Source organism: Nocardioides humilatus, assembly GCF_008373755.1.
GTDB classification, from domain to species: domain Bacteria; phylum Actinomycetota; class Actinomycetes; order Propionibacteriales; family Nocardioidaceae; genus Nocardioides; species Nocardioides humilatus.
Window position 1 is genome coordinate 99,246 of the sequence record NZ_VUJV01000004.1, and the last position, 17,823, is coordinate 117,068.

General features: G+C 69.7%; 20 protein-coding genes. 13 read left to right on the forward strand and 7 right to left on the reverse strand.

All coding sequences use genetic code 11. The features are described 5' to 3' along the window. Positions 1-54: 54 nt before the first annotated feature. The gene (locus tag F0U44_RS14940) at positions 55-489 is read right to left on the reverse strand and encodes a hypothetical protein (RefSeq protein WP_149729151.1); all 435 of its coding nucleotides are present in this window, start codon (positions 487-489) and stop codon (positions 55-57) included. 65 nt (positions 490-554) lie between these two features. Here F0U44_RS14940 and F0U44_RS14945 point away from each other — a divergent pair, with 65 nt between their 5' ends. Beyond that, positions 555-1,028, forward strand: coding sequence for a YbaK/EbsC family protein (locus F0U44_RS14945; protein WP_149729152.1), 474 nt, complete (start codon positions 555-557; stop codon positions 1,026-1,028). A 28-nt stretch (positions 1,029-1,056) separates the two neighbouring features. Continuing rightward, a complete protein-coding gene (locus tag F0U44_RS14950; protein ID WP_149729153.1) occupies positions 1,057-2,361 on the forward strand; it encodes a phytoene desaturase family protein in 1,305 nt (434 codons plus the stop codon). A gap of 15 nt (positions 2,362-2,376) precedes the next feature. On the opposite strand, the gene metF is transcribed toward F0U44_RS14950, so the two are convergent. Continuing rightward, positions 2,377-3,267: a methylenetetrahydrofolate reductase [NAD(P)H] gene (gene metF, locus F0U44_RS14955; protein ID WP_149729154.1), complete on the reverse strand. Its 891-nt coding sequence runs from the start codon at positions 3,265-3,267 to the stop codon at positions 2,377-2,379. 44 nt (positions 3,268-3,311) lie between these two features. Here metF and F0U44_RS14960 point away from each other — a divergent pair, with 44 nt between their 5' ends. Next, positions 3,312-4,403: a polyprenyl synthetase family protein gene (locus F0U44_RS14960; RefSeq protein ID WP_149729155.1), complete on the forward strand. Its 1,092-nt coding sequence runs from the start codon at positions 3,312-3,314 to the stop codon at positions 4,401-4,403. Here F0U44_RS14960 and F0U44_RS23750 read toward each other — a convergent pair. Genes F0U44_RS23750 through F0U44_RS14975 form a run of 3 tightly spaced genes read right to left on the reverse strand, consistent with a single transcriptional unit; the run spans position 4,400 to position 5,689 of the window. Beyond that, the gene (locus F0U44_RS23750; RefSeq protein WP_149729156.1) at positions 4,400-4,813 is read right to left on the reverse strand and encodes a barstar family protein; all 414 of its coding nucleotides are present in this window, start codon (positions 4,811-4,813) and stop codon (positions 4,400-4,402) included. The two genes, F0U44_RS14960 and F0U44_RS23750, sit on opposite strands and share 4 nt — an antisense overlap. A gap of 34 nt (positions 4,814-4,847) precedes the next feature. Next, a complete protein-coding gene (locus F0U44_RS14970) occupies positions 4,848-5,300 on the reverse strand; it encodes a guanyl-specific ribonuclease (RefSeq protein ID WP_246160500.1) in 453 nt (150 codons plus the stop codon). 8 nt (positions 5,301-5,308) lie between these two features. Further along, positions 5,309-5,689 (reverse strand): Rv2175c family DNA-binding protein, encoded by a 381-nt coding sequence (locus tag F0U44_RS14975; protein WP_149729157.1) that lies wholly within the window; start codon positions 5,687-5,689, stop codon positions 5,309-5,311. Positions 5,690-5,825: 136 nt separating this feature from the next. Here F0U44_RS14975 and pknB point away from each other — a divergent pair, with 136 nt between their 5' ends. The 5 genes from pknB (at position 5,826) to F0U44_RS15000 (ending at position 11,516) form a co-directional block, all read left to right on the forward strand. Continuing rightward, on the forward strand, positions 5,826-7,886 hold the full coding sequence (gene pknB / locus F0U44_RS14980; RefSeq protein ID WP_246160501.1) for a Stk1 family PASTA domain-containing Ser/Thr kinase: 2,061 nt from the start codon (positions 5,826-5,828) through the stop codon (positions 7,884-7,886). Positions 7,887-7,904: 18 nt separating this feature from the next. Further along, positions 7,905-8,822 (forward strand): DMT family transporter, encoded by a 918-nt coding sequence (locus F0U44_RS14985; protein ID WP_149729158.1) that lies wholly within the window; start codon positions 7,905-7,907, stop codon positions 8,820-8,822. Positions 8,823-8,902: 80 nt separating this feature from the next. Beyond that, positions 8,903-9,385, forward strand: coding sequence for an SRPBCC family protein (locus F0U44_RS14990; protein ID WP_188113504.1), 483 nt, complete (start codon positions 8,903-8,905; stop codon positions 9,383-9,385). Positions 9,386-9,414: 29 nt separating this feature from the next. Next, positions 9,415-10,470: a 3-deoxy-7-phosphoheptulonate synthase gene (gene aroF, locus F0U44_RS14995; protein ID WP_149729160.1), complete on the forward strand. Its 1,056-nt coding sequence runs from the start codon at positions 9,415-9,417 to the stop codon at positions 10,468-10,470. A 35-nt stretch (positions 10,471-10,505) separates the two neighbouring features. Beyond that, on the forward strand, positions 10,506-11,516 hold the full coding sequence (locus F0U44_RS15000; protein WP_149729161.1) for a zinc ribbon domain-containing protein: 1,011 nt from the start codon (positions 10,506-10,508) through the stop codon (positions 11,514-11,516). Here the strand turns inward: F0U44_RS15000 and F0U44_RS15005 are convergent. Next, positions 11,507-11,782: a hypothetical protein gene (locus F0U44_RS15005; protein WP_149729162.1), complete on the reverse strand. Its 276-nt coding sequence runs from the start codon at positions 11,780-11,782 to the stop codon at positions 11,507-11,509. The genes F0U44_RS15000 and F0U44_RS15005 overlap by 10 nt on opposite strands. Before the next feature lie 177 nt (positions 11,783-11,959). Between F0U44_RS15005 and F0U44_RS15010 the strand changes: the two genes are divergently transcribed. Next, entirely contained in the window at positions 11,960-13,312 is a 1,353-nt protein-coding gene (locus tag F0U44_RS15010; protein ID WP_149729163.1) for an HNH endonuclease signature motif containing protein, read from the forward strand. Between the two features lie 376 nt (positions 13,313-13,688). Here the strand turns inward: F0U44_RS15010 and F0U44_RS15015 are convergent, their stop codons facing one another. Continuing rightward, positions 13,689-14,405: a hypothetical protein gene (locus F0U44_RS15015; protein ID WP_149729164.1), complete on the reverse strand. Its 717-nt coding sequence runs from the start codon at positions 14,403-14,405 to the stop codon at positions 13,689-13,691. A gap of 422 nt (positions 14,406-14,827) precedes the next feature. Between F0U44_RS15015 and F0U44_RS15020 the strand changes: the two genes are divergently transcribed. From F0U44_RS15020 to F0U44_RS15035, 4 genes are all read left to right on the forward strand, one after another. Beyond that, the gene (locus tag F0U44_RS15020) at positions 14,828-15,442 is read left to right on the forward strand and encodes a hypothetical protein (protein ID WP_149729165.1); all 615 of its coding nucleotides are present in this window, start codon (positions 14,828-14,830) and stop codon (positions 15,440-15,442) included. Between the two features lie 470 nt (positions 15,443-15,912). Next, on the forward strand, positions 15,913-16,179 hold the full coding sequence (locus F0U44_RS15025; protein ID WP_149729166.1) for a hypothetical protein: 267 nt from the start codon (positions 15,913-15,915) through the stop codon (positions 16,177-16,179). A gap of 212 nt (positions 16,180-16,391) precedes the next feature. Further along, positions 16,392-17,570 carry a T6SS phospholipase effector Tle1-like catalytic domain-containing protein gene (locus tag F0U44_RS15030; protein ID WP_149729167.1) on the forward strand — a complete coding sequence of 393 codons (1,179 nt, stop codon included), beginning with the start codon at positions 16,392-16,394 and terminating at the stop codon, positions 17,568-17,570. A gap of 37 nt (positions 17,571-17,607) precedes the next feature. Beyond that, complete coding sequence (locus tag F0U44_RS15035) at positions 17,608-17,820, forward strand: hypothetical protein (RefSeq protein ID WP_149729168.1); 213 nt, start codon at positions 17,608-17,610, stop codon at positions 17,818-17,820. The last annotated feature ends 3 nt before the right edge of the window (positions 17,821-17,823 follow it).

Genomic DNA, 17,823 nt, shown 5'->3' on the forward strand with positions numbered 1-17,823 from the left:
ACAAGACCAAGGTACACCGGTCCCCCGACACATGGTCAAGGCCAGAAGTTCGGGTCAGTCGTCGACCGGCGCGCGGCAGTGCCGACGGCTGTCGGGGTGCCACAGGAAGACGAGCGTGACGGCGCTGACCACCGCCGCGGCGATGATGAATCCGCGGAAGAGAGGCGGCGGCATCGTGCGCACGGTCGCGAGGCCGGCGAGCACGATCCCGATCGACAGCAGGGCCAAAGCGTGGCGCGCCCAGTTCTGGCCGCCCCGCAGCATCGGGATGAGCGTCAGCGCGGTGACCGCGATGACGCCGTAGAGCACGAGGATGACGGGCACGAAGTCCAGAGGTTGCACCGTGCTGTCGCCGGACCGACCAGGAGACCAGGCCTCCTGCAGGTCGTCACGGAAGACGACGACCAGGATCGAGACGACGAACCCGACGATCACCTCGAACCACAGCAACCACGACGCGAAGTCGACCGAAGCAGGCCGCTTGCCCATCCATCCTCCTCGACTCCCCGATCCTCAGGCCGGACGCTGCGCGCCAGTGCCTTAAGGTCACACCCATGTCGGCCGACCATCCCTCGATCAGCCGGTTCCGCGCCGAGCACGCGCGACGCGGTGGCGCTGGCGAGATCGTCATTCTGCCCGATGCCGTCCACACGGCCGCACTCGCAGCCGAAGCACTGGGGTGCGAGGTGGGCGCGATCGCCAACAGCCTGCTCTTCGACGCGGGCGGCGCGCCGGTCCTGATCCTCACTTCGGGGGCCCATCGGGTCGACACCCAGAAGACTGCGGCGGGCGTCGGCGTCGACAAGCTCAAGCGCGCCAGCCCCGAGTTCGTGCGCGAGCACACCGGGCAGGTCATCGGCGGGGTCTCCCCGATCGGCCACCCTGCACCGGTGCCGACCTACCTCGACTCGTGGCTGCAGCGCTACGAGGTCGTGTGGGCCGCTGCCGGCCACCCCGCGGCCGTCTTCTCCACGACCTACGACGAGCTCCTGCGCCTCACCGGCGCCGCCCCGATCGACGTCGAGTGACCCCAGCAACCGAAGACAGGACCCACGCATGAGGATCGTCGTCATCGGCGGCGGGCTCGGCGGACTCGCCTCCGCCGCCCGGCTCGCAAAGAACGGGCACCAGGTCGTGCTGGTCGAGGCCTCGGCGACCCTCGGCGGCGCCCTCGGCGCCGTCAGCGAGGGCGGCTACACCTGGGACGGGTCGGCGTCCTCGACCCTCGTCCCCGCGGCCCTGCGTGACCTCTTCCGCAAGTCCGGCCGCCCGCTCGAGGCCGAGATCGGCGGCGAGCTCGAGCCGCTCGAGATCATCAGCGAGCACCGCTTCGAGGACCGTTCGTCGGTGCGGGTCCCCGGCGGATCCCGCGCCGCCCAGATCGAGGCGTTCGACGAGCTCGGTGCCGGCACGGGTGAGGCCTGGGTCCGCCACGTCGACACCTACGCGCCGGTGTGGGACGTGCTGCGCCGCAGCTACGTCGAGGCGCCCTGGGATCAGCAGGACCTGCCGAAGGACCTCGACTCCCTGTTCAGCACCCGCGAGACGCTCCACAAGCGGCTGCGCCGCGACTTCCGCGACGACCGTCTGGGTTTGGTCGCCGGCTATCGCGCGGTCGCCGAGGGACACGACCTCCGCAACGTGCCCGCCTGGGTGGGCGTGACGACGTACCTCGAGCAGTGCTTCGGCGCCTGGCGCATCCCCGGTGGGATGGGCCGGCTCGTCGACCTCCTTGCCGAGCGCCTCGAGACCCGCGGCGTCACCGTGCTGACCGGCACCGTCACCCGTGACCTGGTGGTGCGCGACGGCAAGGTGGCCGCTGTGTCCATCGACAACGGAGACATCGACGTCGACGCCGTCGTCGTCGCGATCGACCCGCGCCGCCTCCCGGCCCTTGCTCGCGTCGTCGAGCGCACGATGCCCGCGATCCCGCCGGTCGTCGCGCACCTCGGGCTCGTCGGCGAGGTGCCCGACCTTCCCGCTGAGGTCGTCCTGCACGCCGACCCCATGATCGTGATCCGCACCGGTGGCACCGCTCCGGAGGGCGGCACCGCCTGGACGCTCCACGGACGCGGCAAGCTCGCCGAGGACATCCTCGACGCCCTCGCCCGCCACAAGATCGACGTTCGGGAGCAGGTCGTCGCCAGGGTCGACCTCTCCCCCCGCGAGCTGGTCGAGCAGTGGCACGGCTCGCCCTGCGGAGTGCTGTGGCAGGGGCGCGGCACGGTCCGCTACCGGCTCGGCCCGACCACGCCGATCAGCGGGGTCTACGCCGCCGGCGCCCACGCCGCTCCGGGCTCGGGCGTGCCGTTCGTCGCCCAGTCGGCCGCGCTGGTCGCCCAGCTGATCGGTCCGGCCTGAGTCAGACGGCCTGAGTCAGACCGTGATGCGGAGGGCCTCGAAGATCTCGAGCGTCGCCTTCGAGCGGTTGAGCGTGTAGAAGTGCAGGCCGGGGGCGCCGCCGTCGAGCAGGTCCTCGCACAGCTCGGCCGCGATCTTGATGCCCTCGGCGCGGACCTTCTCCGGCTCGGGTCCGGCGGCGGTGATGCGCTCGACGATCTCGTCGGGCACCGAGGTGCCGATGAGCTCGCCCTGACGGCGGATCGCGCTGAGGTTCAGGATCGGCATGATGCCCGGGAGGATCGGCATGTCGACGCCGCGCTCCCGCACCCGGTCGACGAGATCGAAGTAGTCGGAGGCACGGAAGAACATCTGGGTGACCGCAAACTCCGCGCCGGCGTTGGCCTTGGCGACCAGCCGGTCGGCGTCGACGTCGAGGGAGTCGGCGCCCGGGTGGCCCTCGGGGAAGGCCGCGACGCCGACCCGGAAGTCGCCGCGCGAGCGCGCCAGCTCGACCAGGTCGAGCGCGTAGTTGAGGCCGCCCTCGGTCGGGGTCCAGTCGGCGCGCGGGCCCTCCTGCGGGTCGCCGCGCAGAGCCAGCACGTGGTAGACGCCCTCGGCGATGTAGAGGTCGAGGATGCCCTCGAGCTCATCGCGGGTGTGGCCGACGCAGGTCAGGTGCGCCATCGGCACCATCGAGGTCTCACGGGCGATGCGTCCGGTGATGGCGACGGTCTTGTCGCGCGTGCTGCCGCCCGCGCCGTAGGTCACCGAGACGAAGGTCGGGTTGTAGGGCTCGAGCGCGCGGATGGCGTCCCACAGCTGCGTCTCGCCGGCGTCGTCCTTGGGCGGGAAGAACTCGAAGGAGAAGGAGCGCTCACCCTGGCGGATGATCTCCCCGAGCGAGCGGCCGCGACCTGTTGTCATGGGCGCAGTCTAGGTGGCACCGGTCGGTGTCCTAGGGTCGGTCCGTGACCGGGCAGGCGTGGGACCAAGCTGACCAGGAGCGGTTCCGAACCGACCTCCAGGCAACGATCGACGCCTTCGTCGACGAGCAGGCCGAGCGCCTCGCCCCGTTGGGTGACGACGCCACACGGCTGATCGCGGAAGGTCGGGCGTCGGTGAGCGGGGGCAAGCGTTTCCGCGCCGCCTTCTGCTACTGGGGCTTTCGCGCTGCCGCGCGGGAGACGTACGACGACGCAGCGATCCTCCGCGCCGCGGCCTCCCTCGAGCTGCTCCATGCCAGCGCCCTGGTCCACGACGACCTGATGGACGCCTCCGACACCCGCCGCGGCCGACCCGCGACCCACCGGGGCTTCGCCGCCCTCCACCAGCAGCAGGCCTGGCCCGGCAACTCCGACCAGTACGGCGCCGCGGCAGCGATCCTCCTCGGTGACCTGCTGCTGTCCTGGTCCGACGAGCTGCTCCGCCGCTGCGGGCTCCCTTGGGAGCGCACCGGGCCGGCGCTCGACGTACTCGATCTGTGCCGGTCCGAGGTGATCGCCGGCCAGTTCCTCGACGTGTCGGTGCAGGCACGTGGCAGCGCGGATGTGGCCGCGGCCATGACGGTGCTGCGCTACAAGTCGGCCAAGTACTCCATCGAGCGACCCCTGCATGTCGGCGCCGCCCTCGCCGGCGCCGGGGCTGAGGCGCTGCAGGCACTGTCCGGCTTCGGCCTGCCGCTCGGCGAGGCCTTCCAGCTGCGCGACGACCTGCTCGGGGTCTTCGGCGACCCGGCGACGACCGGCAAGCCGGCGGGCGACGACCTGGTCGAGGGCAAGCGCACCGTGCTGGTCGCGCTCGCCCTGGACAACGCGCCCGCAGCGGAGGCTGCTCGGCTCGACGCCGCGCTCGGCACTCCCCTGTCGGCCGACGAGGTCGCCGAGCTGCGCGGCATCATCGACCGGTCCGGCGCGCACGCCCAGGTCGAGACGATGATCGACGACCTCGCGAAGGGCGCGGTCGAGGCGCTCGCTGCGGCCCGCACCGCGATCGGTTTCGACGAGCACGCGTGCGCCGTGCTCGAAGGTCTCGCTGCTGCCGCGACCCGTCGCGTGCTCTAGTCGAGCGACTCGATCCCGGTGTCGGGACCGGGACCGCGCAGCAGCACCTCGAGCATGGCCTCGCCGTTGTCGCGGTGGCCGAGCACCTTGCAGACCTTCTCGAAGGTGTGCGCGTCGGCTCGAGCCAGGCTGCCCCAGCCGTCCCAGAGGAGCACGGTCGGATTCTCACGGTCGCGCAGGCAGTCGCGCAGCGCGTCGAAGTTGCCGCCGTAGTGGTCAGGGAAGGAGAGCGCGGCGCCGATCGCGCCCAGGATCTCCTTCTTGTCCTCCAACGCCACCCCGTCCACATAGCCGAACGTCCAGCCCGCGTGCTCGACCGCGTGCTGGACGTCAGGGACGTGAAGGGCGTTGTGCCAGTGGTGGACGCCGGCGTCGTGCCGGCCCGCCAGGACGGCCGCCAGGCCGCTCACTGCGTGCCACCAACTTGTTCACTCGCTCCCTGCTTCATCTCCAGATCACCTCGAACGACTCGTAGTGGTCCTCTGTCCAGTAGAGCTCACCCTGAGAGCCGCCGACGATCCGACGGGCACCGCGGTCAGAGGACCCCGGTGTCTCCACCGTGTACTCCCGGTAATAGCCGTCTTCATGGTCCGGAAGCAACCCCTCGTAGTTGCCGAATGTGCTGCCGTCCTTGTCGTAAGGGAAAGGACCGCCCGCGTCGATGAGGTCCACGACAGCCGTCGCCTCGGGCGGGAGGCCGGCCAGATCGACGTAGGCAAGGCCGCTGACGTCGTCGCGCTCGGGCATCCCGGCGGGGGCGGAGGCGCTCGACGAGGGCTGCGATGCGGGCAGTTCGGGGTCACCTGTCGTGCTCTGTACCCACCAACCGGCGAGCGCCAGCACCCCGACCAGTACGGCGGCGCCGACTCCGCCTCCCCGTCGGCCCCCGGAAGCCACCGATGCGCCTAGAAGCCGAGCGCCTGGGCGCGGCGCTTGACCTCAGAGCCGCGGTTCTCGTGCAAGGCATCGATCGGGCGACCGGGGAGGTCGGCGTCGAGGAAGATCCAGGCGATGCACTCACGGTCGTCGAAGCCCTGGTCGTGGAGCGAGACCAGCAGACCGGGCAGTCCCTTGACCGGCAATCCCTCGTCGTCGATGAAGAGCGCCGGGATCTTCGGCCCGCCACCGAGCACGGGCACGGCCGCTGCGAGGTGGTGCTCGCGCACCATGGTGCGGACCTTCGCCGGCGTCACACCGATACGGGCGGCGGCGCTGTCCCAGTCGAGCCATTCGTCGACGAGCGTCGCCAGGTCGAGGTCGGCCAGCCGAGGTGCGGGGTCACTCATGGGCCCCATCCTTCCACCCGACGCGCCGATGATCACACTGCGGCGTGGTTGCGGGGGCGCACTCAGGGTCCCCCGTATCCTGGCCCTCCGGTCACTTCCCCGACCGGAGCTGCACAGACTGCACAGGAGGGTCGCTGTGCACGAGGACACCCACGACCGCGGTCGGCGACCGCGCGACGCTGGCACCCCTGACAACGACCCCCAGATCGGGCGGCTGCTCGACGGTCGTTATCGGATCGGCGCGCGGATCGCGCGCGGCGGCATGGCCTCGGTCTACGAGGCCCACGACATCCGGCTCGACCGCGCGGTCGCCATCAAGATCATGCACGCCGGCCTCGGTGACTCGACGTCGGGCGACGAGGAGTTCGCGGCCCGCTTCGTGCGCGAGGCGAGGGCGGCGGCGCGCCTGTCGCACCCCAACGTCGTCGCGGTCTACGACCAGGGCGAGGAGACCGGCACGGTGTTCCTCGCGATGGAGCTCGTGCCGGGCCACACCCTGCGCGACACCATCGCCAAGGAAGCGCCGATGTCGCCCGAGCGGGCCCTGGCGCTCCTCGACCCGGTGATGTCCGCGCTCGCAGCCGCCCACCGAGCCGGCCTCATCCACCGCGACGTGAAGCCCGAAAACGTGCTCATCGCCGACGACGGTCGGGTCAAGGTCGCCGACTTCGGCCTCGCACGGGCGGTCAGCGCCGAGACCCAGCACACCGCGACCGGTGGGGTCCTGATCGGCACCGTCTCCTACCTCGCGCCCGAGCTGGTCGTCGACGGCAAGGCCGACGCGCGCGCCGACGTCTACGCGGTCGGCGTGATCCTCTACGAGCTGCTCACGGGCCACAAGCCGCACCAGGGCGACACCCCGATCCAGGTCGCCTACAAGCACGTCCACGAGGACGTCCCGGCGCCGTCCGACGAGGTGACGGGCATCCCGGCCTACGTCGATGCGCTCGTGGCCCGGGCGACGACCCGCGACCGCACGCTGCGGCCCGCCGACGCATCCGTGCTCCTCCACCACGCCCACCGGGTGACCCACGCGCTCCACGACGGCGTGCGGGAGGACCCCGAGCTCTACGCCGACCTGATGCCCGCCCCGGCCCGCGCCGGGGTCGAGACCGACACCATGCCCGAGCCACTGGCCGAGCTCTGGGACCAGTCCGTCATCAAGGAGCCCCACCCGCCCGTGCCGGTGATGCCCGAGGGCACCACCGTGCTCGAGCAGTTGCCGCCTCCGCGTCGCACCCCTCCGTCAGCGCCGCGTCCGGCCACCCCGGTCGCCCAAGCGCCGCGGCCGCCGCGCCGTAAGCGCACGATCGTGCTGCTCGTGCTCGTCGCTCTCCTCGTCGGGGCGATCAGCGGCGGCGCCTACTGGTACGGCTGGGCGCGCTACACGACGACGCCGAGCGTCGAGGGACTCTCCCAGTCGCAGGCCGAGGCCAAGATCGACGACGCCGGGCTCGAGGTCGACTACGCCGACGCGGTCTACTCGACGAGTGTCGACGAGGGCGACGTCGTCTCGAGCGACCCCGGCCCCGGCGAGCGGATCCTCCCCGGCGACACGGTCACCGTGACCCTGTCGCTCGGCGAGGAGGTCCACGACCTGCCCAACCTGCGCGGCAAGACCGTTGCGGAGGCCAAGGACCTCTTGGCCGAGGTCAAGCTGATCGCCAGCGACAACGTGCGCGAGCGGTGGTCCGAGCACGTGCCGAAGGGCCAGGTCATCGGCACCGACCCGGAGTTCGGCACGAAGAAGGCCAAGAACCTCCCCGTCAACGCGGTGGTCAAGCTCACGGTGAGCAAGGGCCGCAAGCCGCTGCCCGTGGGCGACTGGGTCGGCCACAGCTTCGACCGCGCGAAGCAGGTGCTCGAGCGTCGTGGCCTGGTGGTCACCGTGTCGGACCACGAGTACAGCGACACGGTCGACGAGGGCGACGTCATCAGCCAGGACCCGACCGGCGGCTCGCTCTTCAAGGGTGACCCGGTCACCTTCGTCGTCTCCGACGGTCCGGAGCTGATCGAGGTCCCGCGGGTCTTCTACGAGCCGACCGACCAAGCCGTCGACGAGCTCGAGGACCTCGGGTTCGAGGTCGAGATCAGGCACGCCGCGATCTACTTCACCGGCGACCGCGCCTACTCGACCGACCCGCCTGCCGGCACGATGGCCCCGAGGGGCAGCACGATCATCGTCTACGTCGTATGACCCGGCGATGACCCGGCGATGACTCAGGCGGTGACGCAGGCGAGTCGCCGTACCTCCTTGTTGGCGGCGGGCGCCCTGCTGGCCATGACGGCGGGCTGGGGCAGCACCTTTTTTCTCATCAAGGACCTGCTCGACCGGGTGCCGACGGTCGACTTCTTGGCGGTGCGCTTCCTCATCGCAGGCGCCGCCATGCTCCTCGTCGCTCCTCGCGCGATCGGCCGGCTCTCCCCCACCACGCGACGCCGCGCCGTCCTCCTCGGCAGCGTCTACGGCGTCGCCCAGATCCTGCAGACAGCAGGCCTCGCCCACACCCCGGCGAGCGTGAGCGGCTTCATCACCGGGCTGTACGTCGTCGCCACCCCCGTCATCGCCGCCGCCCTCCTCCGCACGCGGATCACCGCGATGACGTGGGCAGCCGTCGTGCTGGCGACCGCCGGACTCGGTGTGCTCACCCTCGACGGTTTCTCCATCGGCTACGGCGAGGCGATCACGCTGGTCGCGGCGATCCTCTACGCCTTCCACATCGTCGGGCTGGGCGCCTGGTCGACCCCGGCCGACGCGCTGGGGATGTCGATCCTCCAGGTGCTGGTCATCGCCGGCATCTGCCTGGTCGCGGCGCTCGTCTCGGGCGAGGCGGGCGTCGTCCTGCCCGACCGCGGCGCCGACTGGGTCTCGCTCGTCTACATGGCGCTGGTCGCCGGAGCGGCCGCGATGCTCGCGCAGACGTGGGCCCAGGCCCACCTCCCGCCCACGCGGAGCGCGATCATCATGAGCATGGAGCCCGTCTTCGCGGCGTTCTTCGCCGTCCTGCTGGGCGGCGAGTCCGTGACCGGCCGGATGCTCTTCGGCGGGCTGATGGTGCTGACCGCGATGGTCGTGGTCGAGGCCCTGCCGCGACGCAAGATCGAGGCGGAGGTCACCCACCTCGCGGTGTAGTCCGCCCCGTGTGCTCCGACCTCTGGACCGCGGCGCTCCGCAGGAGCACCATGGAGGGTCTGGGGGCAGAAAGGGCACCCATGGCCAGTCACGTCATCATCCTCAACGCGACGATCCCGGCACCACCGAGCGTGGTCTGGGACGTGATCACCGATGTCGGCCGCGCCGACCAGATCTTCCGCAGCGTCAGCGGGAGCGAGAAGCTCACCGAGGGCGACTACGGCGTCGGCACCGTCTGGCACGAGAAACGGACGCTCTTCGGCCACCACGGCGAGGAGGAGCTCCACGTCGTCGAGTGCGAGTCCGAACGACGCTCCGTCGTCGACACCAAGCTCGGCCACGACACGATCCGGACGGCCTACCGCCTCACGCCTCAGGGCGCGAGCGGCGGGCAGACCCGTTTCGCCATGACGACCACGATGATCGAGTCCGATCGGACGCCTGCGGAGAAGCTCAGCTGGAAGTTCTTCGGCGGCTTCAGCTACGACCGCACCAAGCGGATGCTCGAGCACGATCTGCAAGATCTGGAGGCAGAGGTCAAGCGCCGGACAGTGCCGGCCTGAAGGCCGCCCACCGCCTAGCCTCGACGACCATGGTCGTGGTCATGGCGGCGGACGCCACCGCTGAGGACGTCGCGCACGTCGTCGAGCGCGTCGAAGCGCTCGGCGGCAAAGCCTTCGTGTCCCAGGGTGTGGTGCGCACGATCATCGGCCTGGTCGGCGACATCGACGGCTTCCACGGCCTCAACCTGCGCGCGATGCGCGGCGTCGCTGCCGTGCACCGGATCTCCGACCCCTACAAGCTCGTCAGCCGCCAGCACCACCCCGAGCGCTCCACGGTGTGGGTCGGCAAGGTCGGCGCCCAGGTGCCGATCGGGCCGATGACCTTCACGTTCATCGCGGGTCCCTGTGCGGTCGAGACCCCCGAGCAGACCCTCGAGGCGGCCATCATGGCCAAGGCCGCCGGTGCCACGCTGCTGAGGGGCGGGGCCTACAAGCCGCGCACCTCGCCGTACGCCTTCCAGGGACTCGGCCGCAAGGGCCTCGACATCCTCGCGGCGGTCGGCGAGGCGACCGGACTCCCCGTCGTGACCGAGGTGGTCGATGCGCGCGACGTCGCCGAGGTCGCCGAACAGGCCGACATGCTGCAGATCGGCACCCGCAACATGGCCAACTTCGGCTTGCTGCAGGCGGTCGGCGAGGCGGGCAAGCCGGTCCTGCTCAAGCGCGGGATGACGGCCACGATCGAGGAGTGGCTGATGGCGGCTGAATACGTCGCGCAACGCGGCAACCTCGACATCGTGCTCTGCGAGCGCGGCATCCGGACCTTCGAACCGGCCACCCGCAACACCCTCGACATCTCCGCCGTCCCGATCGCGCAGTCCGCGAGCCACCTGCCGGTGATCGTCGACCCGTCGCACGCCGCCGGACGCCGCGACCTGGTCGTACCGCTCGCCCGGGCCGCGATCGGCGTGGGCGCCGACGGGGTCATCGTCGACGTCCACCCCGACCCGGAGGTCGCCCTCTGCGACGGCCCGCAGGCGCTGCACGGGTCGGAGCTGCGCGCCCTCGCGCAGGCGGTCCGCCAGCTGCCCCCACTCGTCGGCCGCGGACCCGCCGAAGCGGCATCGATCACGCCGGCGGGTTAGAGTCCCTACGACTTCAACCGGGGGGTCGTTCCAAGATGAGGTACTGCACCAACTGCGGTCACCAGCTCGGCATCGGGCGGTACTGCACCAATTGCGGTGCCCGCGTGCCGGTCCCGCCCGCCGACGCACCCGCCAGCGTGGAGGACTTCCCCACCGCGGTGCGGCCCGGCGAGATCCCGCCGCTCCATCCGTACGGCGACAACCCCCTCGACACCTCGCCGCCTCCGCCGCTCGGTCCAGCGCCGTCGACCGCGCGCTACCCCTTGTTCGCCGACACGGTCTCCGCTGCGGAGCCCCCGGCCGCTCCCCCGACGGATCCGGCTCCGTTCCCTGTCGTGGTGCCGACCGTCCCGCTCAGTGATGGCGGTGGCGGTCGCGGCCGCGGGAAGGGCCGGCGCGCGGTCTTCCCGTGGATCTTCGCCTTCCTGCTCCTTGCTGTCGTCGCGGCCGTCGGCGGCCTGCTCCTCATGATCGGCGGGTCCGGCGACGAGGATCCTTCACGGCCCGACCCCGAGCGCACGCACAAGGTCGACCACAAGCCGTCGGAGACGGCCGGGTCCTCGACCCCCGACACCGAGGCCGGCCCGCTGACGCCAGCCGACGTCGACGTGCCCGACACCGCACCCCCGAGCCTCGACAGCGACGGCCAGGAGGTCACCTTCGGCGCCGGCAACATGCTCGACGACGACCCGCGCACGAGCTGGCGGATGGTCGGCGACGGCACCGGATCGGTCATCACGTTCACCTTCGACAGCCCCGTCACGATCACCGAGGTCGGGCTCATCAACGGCTATGCGAAGAACGACCCCATCCACGACTGGTACCAGGGCAACCGCCGCATCACCGACGTCACTTGGGTCTTCGACGACGGCGCCGAGGTCACCCAGGAGCTGGCCGCCACCAGGTCGATGCAGACCACCCCGATCGACGGCGTCACGACGAGCACGATCGAACTGCGGCTGGACGGCGTCACCGCACCCGGCGACGGGCCCGACGCCCGCGACTTCACCGCGATCAGCGACGTGGAGATCGCCGGTCAGAGGTAGAGGTCGGTCCCGTCCGCGCGAGGTCCTACCCGCGGCGTGAACCCGTCCGGCGCCTCCCGCCGCCGCGTCCCCCGATCGACCATCTCAGCCCCGGCAGCCTGCCGAGCCCCGACCTGCCCGGCGAGCTCAGCGGCCAGGTCGACGTACTCATCGGTCCAGCGCCAGCGCTGCCCGAACGTGCTGTCCGGGTCATCGATCGCCGCCGACAGCCGCCGCATGCGGCCATAGACGTCCCGCACCGGTGACTGCGCCGCCGACACCTCCATGGATGACCCATCGGTCGACCACACCGCCGGTTGAGGAGCCCCGAGCCCCTGGTTCGTCGAGTAGTCCGAGGCGCTAGCCGAGGACGTATCGAGACGCCGCGACGTTCCTACGGCCTTCTCCACAGCGCTGAAGTCGGTCGAGGGGTAATGTCGGTGGTCTCGTGTTGAATATGGAACATGAACCGGACGACCAGCGAACTCCTCGACGACCTCGCCACCGGCGTGGGTCTGCGGCGTCGAGTTGAGGTCGAGGAGTTCAGCAACCTGATCGCCTGGGCTGATGCCAACGTGGTCGACGACCCCGAGGGCGCGGCGACGATCCGGGACTCCTACGTCGATACCGGCATCCCGATCGCCGGGCCCAGTGCACCGCTGGTGTCGGAGTTCGCTCTCCAGGAGCCGTGCGCCACCCTCGGGAGGTCGCTGGACTCGGGTCGGACCTACGTCGGGAACGTGATCGAGGTCGGCTGGCGACTCCCCGCCATCCGCGACGCGGTGCTCGCCGGGAAGGTCCCGGTCTGGAAAGCGCTCAAGGTCGCCGAACGCACTCGCAGCCTGTCGCCGGAAGCCGCGGCGTTCGTCGACCGCCACCTCGGCTTCGCTCTCGGCGGCTGCACCTGGACCCAGATCGACCGGGTGGTCATTGAGGCGATCGACCGGTTCGACCCCGACGCTGCGGAAGAACGACGCCAGGACGCCGCGGACCGGCGGCACTGCACCATCGACCTCCAAGAGACCACGGACGGGGTGGTCGGCCAGGCCTCAGTGCTGGATCTTGCTGATGCCCTCGCCCTGGAAGAAGCGGTCGCCCGCCGCGCCGAGGAGCTCCGCCTCTCCGGGTCCACCGACTCGTTGGACGTACGTCGTTCGATCGCGTTAGGGGAGATCGCTCGCGGCGACCTCTCCCTCGACCTCCCGATCGCTGATCCCGAGACTGGTGAGATCAAGAAGACGTTGAAGGGCCGCACCCTCGAGCTGCGGGTCCACCTGTCCGAGGCCGCGATCACCGGCAGCACTCCCAACACTGCCGTCGAGCCCGCCAACGTGGCCCGGCTGGAGAACACCCAGACTCCGATCACCGTGGAGCAGATCCGCGCCTGGGCCGCCGCCGAGGGCACCACGGTCATCGTGCGGCCGGTGATCGACCTGGCCGGCCACCATCCGATCGACTCCTACGAGATCCCCGACCGGCTCCGGTTGATCGTGGAGATGCGCGACCCGTACTGCCGAGCACCGCACTGCACCCGCCGCGCCGAACACTGCGACCTCGACCATGTCGTGCCCCACAACAAGGGCGGACCGACCTGCCCCTGCAACCTCGTCCCCCTCTGCCGGCGACATCACCGGGCCAAGACGTTCGAGTTCTGGGTCTACGAGATCCTCGAACCCGGCCTCTACCTCTGGACCTCAAAGAACGGTCGAAGATTCATCGTCGGACCCCAAGGCACCCACGCCCTCGAACCACCCGTCCCCAGATATCCCGCGGACGACGAACCACCCTGGGCCGACCCCGGCTTCCCCGAACACTGACCGCGTTCGACCACCCATCGCTTGATGACCCCGCCCACCAGCGGGGCCATCGGCATGCCCGGACCCGGAAGCGCCCGCTACTGCCGACTTCCGCTCGTCGAGTAGTCCGAGCGCTCTGGCGCGAGGACGTATCGAGACGCCCGCAGCCGACTGCCGAGAGCACGCTCGGTGCGTGTCGAGCTGATCGGCGCTGATCGAATCAACCAGGTTGATCGGATCGCCGCCAGTAACCCGCGGGGCTGCTTCGCAAGCGCCCGAAATTGCCGCTCGCAGCGTGCGGAGCTGCCAACTAGCGGACGCGATGTGTTGCTGGGCGTTGGGGTGGAGACCACAACGACCCCCGACCCGTGTTCCCGGGTCGGGGGTCGTCCCGATGTCAGTTCGTCGAGTCGCCGGAGACGATCACGTAGAACCGCTTGCGCGCGCCCGGCATGGTGACCGTGCCGTCGCTGTTGCGAGGACTGACCACGAAGTGAGTCGTCTCGTTGGTGCCCGGGGGGGCGCAGACGACGACGTTGGCCACGCCGCACACGGTCGTCGAGATCTCACCGGAGAACTCCGGGTTGGAGTCCGGGTTCGGCGACCGCCCGTTGGTGACTCCGTCGGCGTTCTGGTCGAGCTGGTTCTGCAAGGCGATGACGGCCACCAGGCCGTTGTTGCTCAAGTCCTCTCCGGCATTGATGTAGACGTTGCCCGATGCGCGAAGAGAGTTGTTCTCCGGCAGCGGCAACGTGTTGGGGAGGGTCGGATAGGCAGCCGCGATCGTGAAGCCCCCCGACTGAGCCTCGATCTCACCAGCAGCATTGATCAGCAGCCAGCGCCCTGCACCGGCAGGACCGGCTGGACCCTGGGGCCCCTGCGGGCCCACTGGCCCAGCCTGCCGGGCACCGTCGGAGAGGTCCGCGAGGCGAACGCCGCCGTCCCTGATGTCCCGGGAGCGCAGGGTGCCGTCGGTGACGTCGATGGACCGCACCGAGTCGTCGACGATGTCAGCCGATCCGATCTGGGCCACTGCATAGGAGGTGCCTCCGAGGGAGACGACGAGGGCCGCGACTGCGACCGCCAATGAGGGGCTGGGCTTGGGGACACGCATGAAGGACCTCCAGAGAGAACGGATGGTGCTGTCCGCATGGATTCGGAGACCTCGGTCACACCGACGGGTCCCTCGGCGTGTCGCGGCAACACGCCGAGACGGTCGAGCGTCGCGCGGCATGCGCTCCGATCTGACAGGTACAGGGCGAGGTCGTCTCAGCGAGTCGGTCGTCTCAGCGGTAAAGGAGACTCGCGGGCACTGTGGCCACTGACCCAGAGCAATGCTGAGTGTGGTCCGTGGTCTCTGTCGGAAGCGGCACCTCCCTTCGGGAGGCACCGACGTGCACGCCAATGCCGCTCGGCCTGCGCGCAATTGCGGCCGTTGCTGGGCCGGCTTGGCGAGCAGCGAATGACTCGGACTCGGTACGACGACGGCCAAACGGGCGCATAGTGAAGGACTCCCGCCCGACTGAAAGGCCCGCCATGTCTGCACGCCTCAGTTCTCTCGGCGCCCACCTCCGTCGCCAAAGGGCGGTCTACGCCTTCATCGGCCTTGCCCTCTACGTCTCCCCCGTGCCGAGTATGGCTGCCGCCTTGGTGACCACTGACCAGATCGCCAACAGTGCCATCACCACGCCGAAGCTCGCGGTCGACAGTGTGATCAGCACCAGAATCTTGGACGAGTCGATCACGAGCGGTGACATCAAGAACGGAACGATCGCAGGAGTCGACCTACGAACCAGCGCCATGGGCGCCAAGGTGATCCGGTACGACGTGGGTTATTGGGAGTTCGGCAGCAACACGAATGAGTCTGGCCAAGGGTCTGTATCAGTCCAGCTTCCGGGCACCTGGACTGCCGCAATTGTCGCCGCGAGCTCCTGGTCGGCGACCGTGAAATCCGTTACACCTGGCACTACGGATACGACGATCGTGGTGCCAGGGACGTACAACGGAGCACACATCGAACTCATGGTTCATGACGATGGCAGGGCCGTCATCCTTTGCGAGGACGGAGGCGCCGTTTACGACGACATCAGCATCTATCGAACGGTGACTACCTCGACGCAGGTCACTCCTCCTACGCCACCGGCACCATGAGGGTGCTGGCCATCCCGACCCGCTAGATCCGAGTCGGGCGTTTCCGACGTTCCTGCCGGGCACCCCGGGGCGTCACGATCGGTCCGGGTCCTCGTCCGGTTCGTTCGTGTCCGTGGCAGGACCGGCTTCGGTCGCGCCTCCCTCGGTGGACCAGTCGCTTCCTGACTGGTCATCGCGGGCCGGATCTGAGGTGACGTCGTCGAGCGATGAATCCTGGTCCCTGGAGTCAGATCTAGACATGGGTGGGTTCTCCCTTCTTCCCCATCAGTTCCACATGGCCGCTACCCAGTTGCGGCCTGCTGATGCCGGACTCAGCGTTGACGGAACGCCCGGCCCTCGGGGACCGTCATCCAACTGTGGACATTCGACGAGCCTTGTCTCTCACGTCGGTCGCGCTGCTCGCCCTGTCGGGCTGCTCACACGAGAACGACGACGCAGGACAGCGCCCGCGTGAAGATCGGCGACCGGCGATGTTGTCCGCAACCACGGCCGACGCGCCGCCCTGCGATCAGGTCTGGGTAGAGGGCAAGCTCCTGCCCGCTGACTACACGGGCTGCGAAAGCGACGGAGCACGCATCCTTTCCGAGCGGTCCCGCTGCCACGACCGCAGCGGCCGTGAGTTCGTCTCCTATCCCGACGGAGGTCTGTACGCCCACGAGGGCGGCCCCATCAAGCACGGGGAGCTGCCCACCGACTTCTCGGGCACGCTCCCCTCGATCGACCTGTGCGGGCACTGAGCCCCGGTCGACCTGACCCTCGACAGCGATGGGAGCCGCTCCTCGTCAGGAAGCTTCGACTACGTGCCTCCCAGAAGCGCTGCGTCGCCGTCATCTCCGTTGATCGCCTCTTCCTGGCCGTGTGGGCGGTGAGCCGAATCGAGCAGTGCGCGTAGGCCGACGCGCACGCCCAAACCGGGCTGACCACGTTGCCGAGGTCTAGCCTCGGAGGCATGAAGCGCTTGGTCGTGTGCTGCGACGGGACGTGGAACAAGCCGGACAGCGAGACCATCACCAACGTCGAGAAGATCGCGCGCACGATCCAGACCGACCCGGCCGCATCGGGGCGTGCCTACCAGCTCGTCTACTACGTCGGCGGGGTCGGCACAGGGAGCTACAAGGCTGACGAGGTACTCGGGGGCGCGTTCGGCTTCGGCCTGTTCCGCAACGTCGTCGCCGCCTACCGCTTCCTCGCCCAGAACTACGAGCCGGGCGACGAGATCTTCATCGTCGGCTTCAGCCGCGGCGCCTACACGGCCCGGTCGCTGGCCGGGATGATCGGGCGCGTCGGTCTACTGACCCGCCTCTCCCTGGTCGAGGAACGCCTTCCGGCGGCGGTCGCGCGCTACCAGCAGAGGAAGCCACGTACGGGAGCCTTCGGCGAGAGCGTCGAGGAGTTCAAGCACGACCACTGCCACGCGGCCGAGGTGAACTTCCTCGGTGTGTTCGACACCGTGGGTGCGCTCGGAGTGCCGGGCTTCATGAAGTTCGCGCCGCAGTTCCACAATGTGCGCCTGGGTGCCGGCGTCCTGCGCGCCCGCCAGGCGCTGGCGATCGACGAGACCCGGTTGAAGTTCGCGCCGTCGCTCTGGGAGGTGTCGGAGCCACCGACCGACGGTCCGGCCGAGGACCTGCGCGTCAAGCAGGTGTGGTTCGAGGGCGCTCACTCCGATGTCGGCGGTGGCTACGCGGAGACCGGCCTCTCGGACACGGCCCTGTTGTGGATGGCCCGCGAGGCGCACGCGGCTGGCCTGGTGTTCGACGTACCGCTGCTCAACCACTACGCCAACAGCGGCCACGACCCGATCCGGCACAATCCGCTCAACCTGCTCTACCGGGCCGACAACCTGGTCCTTCGCGGGAAGAGCTCCCTCGGGATCGGCAAGGATGCCGGCGCCTTCATCGGCGGTCGGCGACGACTGACGACTGAGCGCGCGATCTCGGTCCGGGTCGCGAGCAGCGCGGTCAACCACTTCCAGGAGGGCGGCTACGAGCCCGCCAACCTGCTGGCTCTTGCCGACGCGACCCAGGGCTTCAACGGCATCGTCGAGCCGGTCGATGCCCTGCCCGAGGCCGGCGTGGATCTCACCGCACTCGGTAGTCCCCCAGTCCAGGTGGATCCGGCGCCCTGACTCCGAGCCGAATCCCGGTCCGCGACGAATCACCTCCATGGACCACCACACGAGCACCACCACCCGACGCAAGCACCTCCTGACGGATGCACAGCTGGCCGTCCACGCAGGAGCCACTCCGGACGACCTGACCCACGGCCATCGGCAGGGCAATGGGATGCGGGTTCACCGCGCCTACATCGTGGTCGTCTCGATCACAGCGTTGATCTGCCTCGTCATCGCGATGGCGATGGCCAGCGGCACGATGTGACGA

Excerpts from the sequence above, each read along its gene's own strand:
- F0U44_RS14975 (WP_149729157.1), bottom strand. The coding sequence starts at position 5,689 with ATGAGTGACCCCGCACCTCGGCTGGCCGACCTCGACCTGGCGACGCTC.
- F0U44_RS14950 (WP_149729153.1), top strand. The coding sequence starts at position 1,057 with ATGAGGATCGTCGTCATCGGCGGCGGGCTCGGCGGACTCGCCTCCGCC.
- F0U44_RS14990 (WP_188113504.1), top strand. The coding sequence starts at position 8,903 with ATGGCCAGTCACGTCATCATCCTCAACGCGACGATCCCGGCACCACCG.
- F0U44_RS15000 (WP_149729161.1), top strand. The coding sequence starts at position 10,506 with ATGAGGTACTGCACCAACTGCGGTCACCAGCTCGGCATCGGGCGGTAC.
- F0U44_RS15005 (WP_149729162.1), bottom strand. The coding sequence starts at position 11,782 with ATGGAGGTGTCGGCGGCGCAGTCACCGGTGCGGGACGTCTATGGCCGC.
- F0U44_RS15015 (WP_149729164.1), bottom strand. The coding sequence starts at position 14,405 with ATGCGTGTCCCCAAGCCCAGCCCCTCATTGGCGGTCGCAGTCGCGGCC.
- F0U44_RS15025 (WP_149729166.1), top strand. The coding sequence starts at position 15,913 with ATGTTGTCCGCAACCACGGCCGACGCGCCGCCCTGCGATCAGGTCTGG.
- F0U44_RS14985 (WP_149729158.1), top strand. The coding sequence starts at position 7,905 with ATGACTCAGGCGGTGACGCAGGCGAGTCGCCGTACCTCCTTGTTGGCG.
- metF (WP_149729154.1), bottom strand. The coding sequence starts at position 3,267 with ATGACAACAGGTCGCGGCCGCTCGCTCGGGGAGATCATCCGCCAGGGT.
- F0U44_RS14945 (WP_149729152.1), top strand. The coding sequence starts at position 555 with ATGTCGGCCGACCATCCCTCGATCAGCCGGTTCCGCGCCGAGCACGCG.
- F0U44_RS15010 (WP_149729163.1), top strand. The coding sequence starts at position 11,960 with ATGAACCGGACGACCAGCGAACTCCTCGACGACCTCGCCACCGGCGTG.
- F0U44_RS15030 (WP_149729167.1), top strand. The coding sequence starts at position 16,392 with ATGAAGCGCTTGGTCGTGTGCTGCGACGGGACGTGGAACAAGCCGGAC.
- F0U44_RS15035 (WP_149729168.1), top strand. The coding sequence starts at position 17,608 with ATGGACCACCACACGAGCACCACCACCCGACGCAAGCACCTCCTGACG.
- F0U44_RS14940 (WP_149729151.1), bottom strand. The coding sequence starts at position 489 with ATGGGCAAGCGGCCTGCTTCGGTCGACTTCGCGTCGTGGTTGCTGTGG.
- F0U44_RS15020 (WP_149729165.1), top strand. The coding sequence starts at position 14,828 with ATGTCTGCACGCCTCAGTTCTCTCGGCGCCCACCTCCGTCGCCAAAGG.
- aroF (WP_149729160.1), top strand. The coding sequence starts at position 9,415 with ATGGTCGTGGTCATGGCGGCGGACGCCACCGCTGAGGACGTCGCGCAC.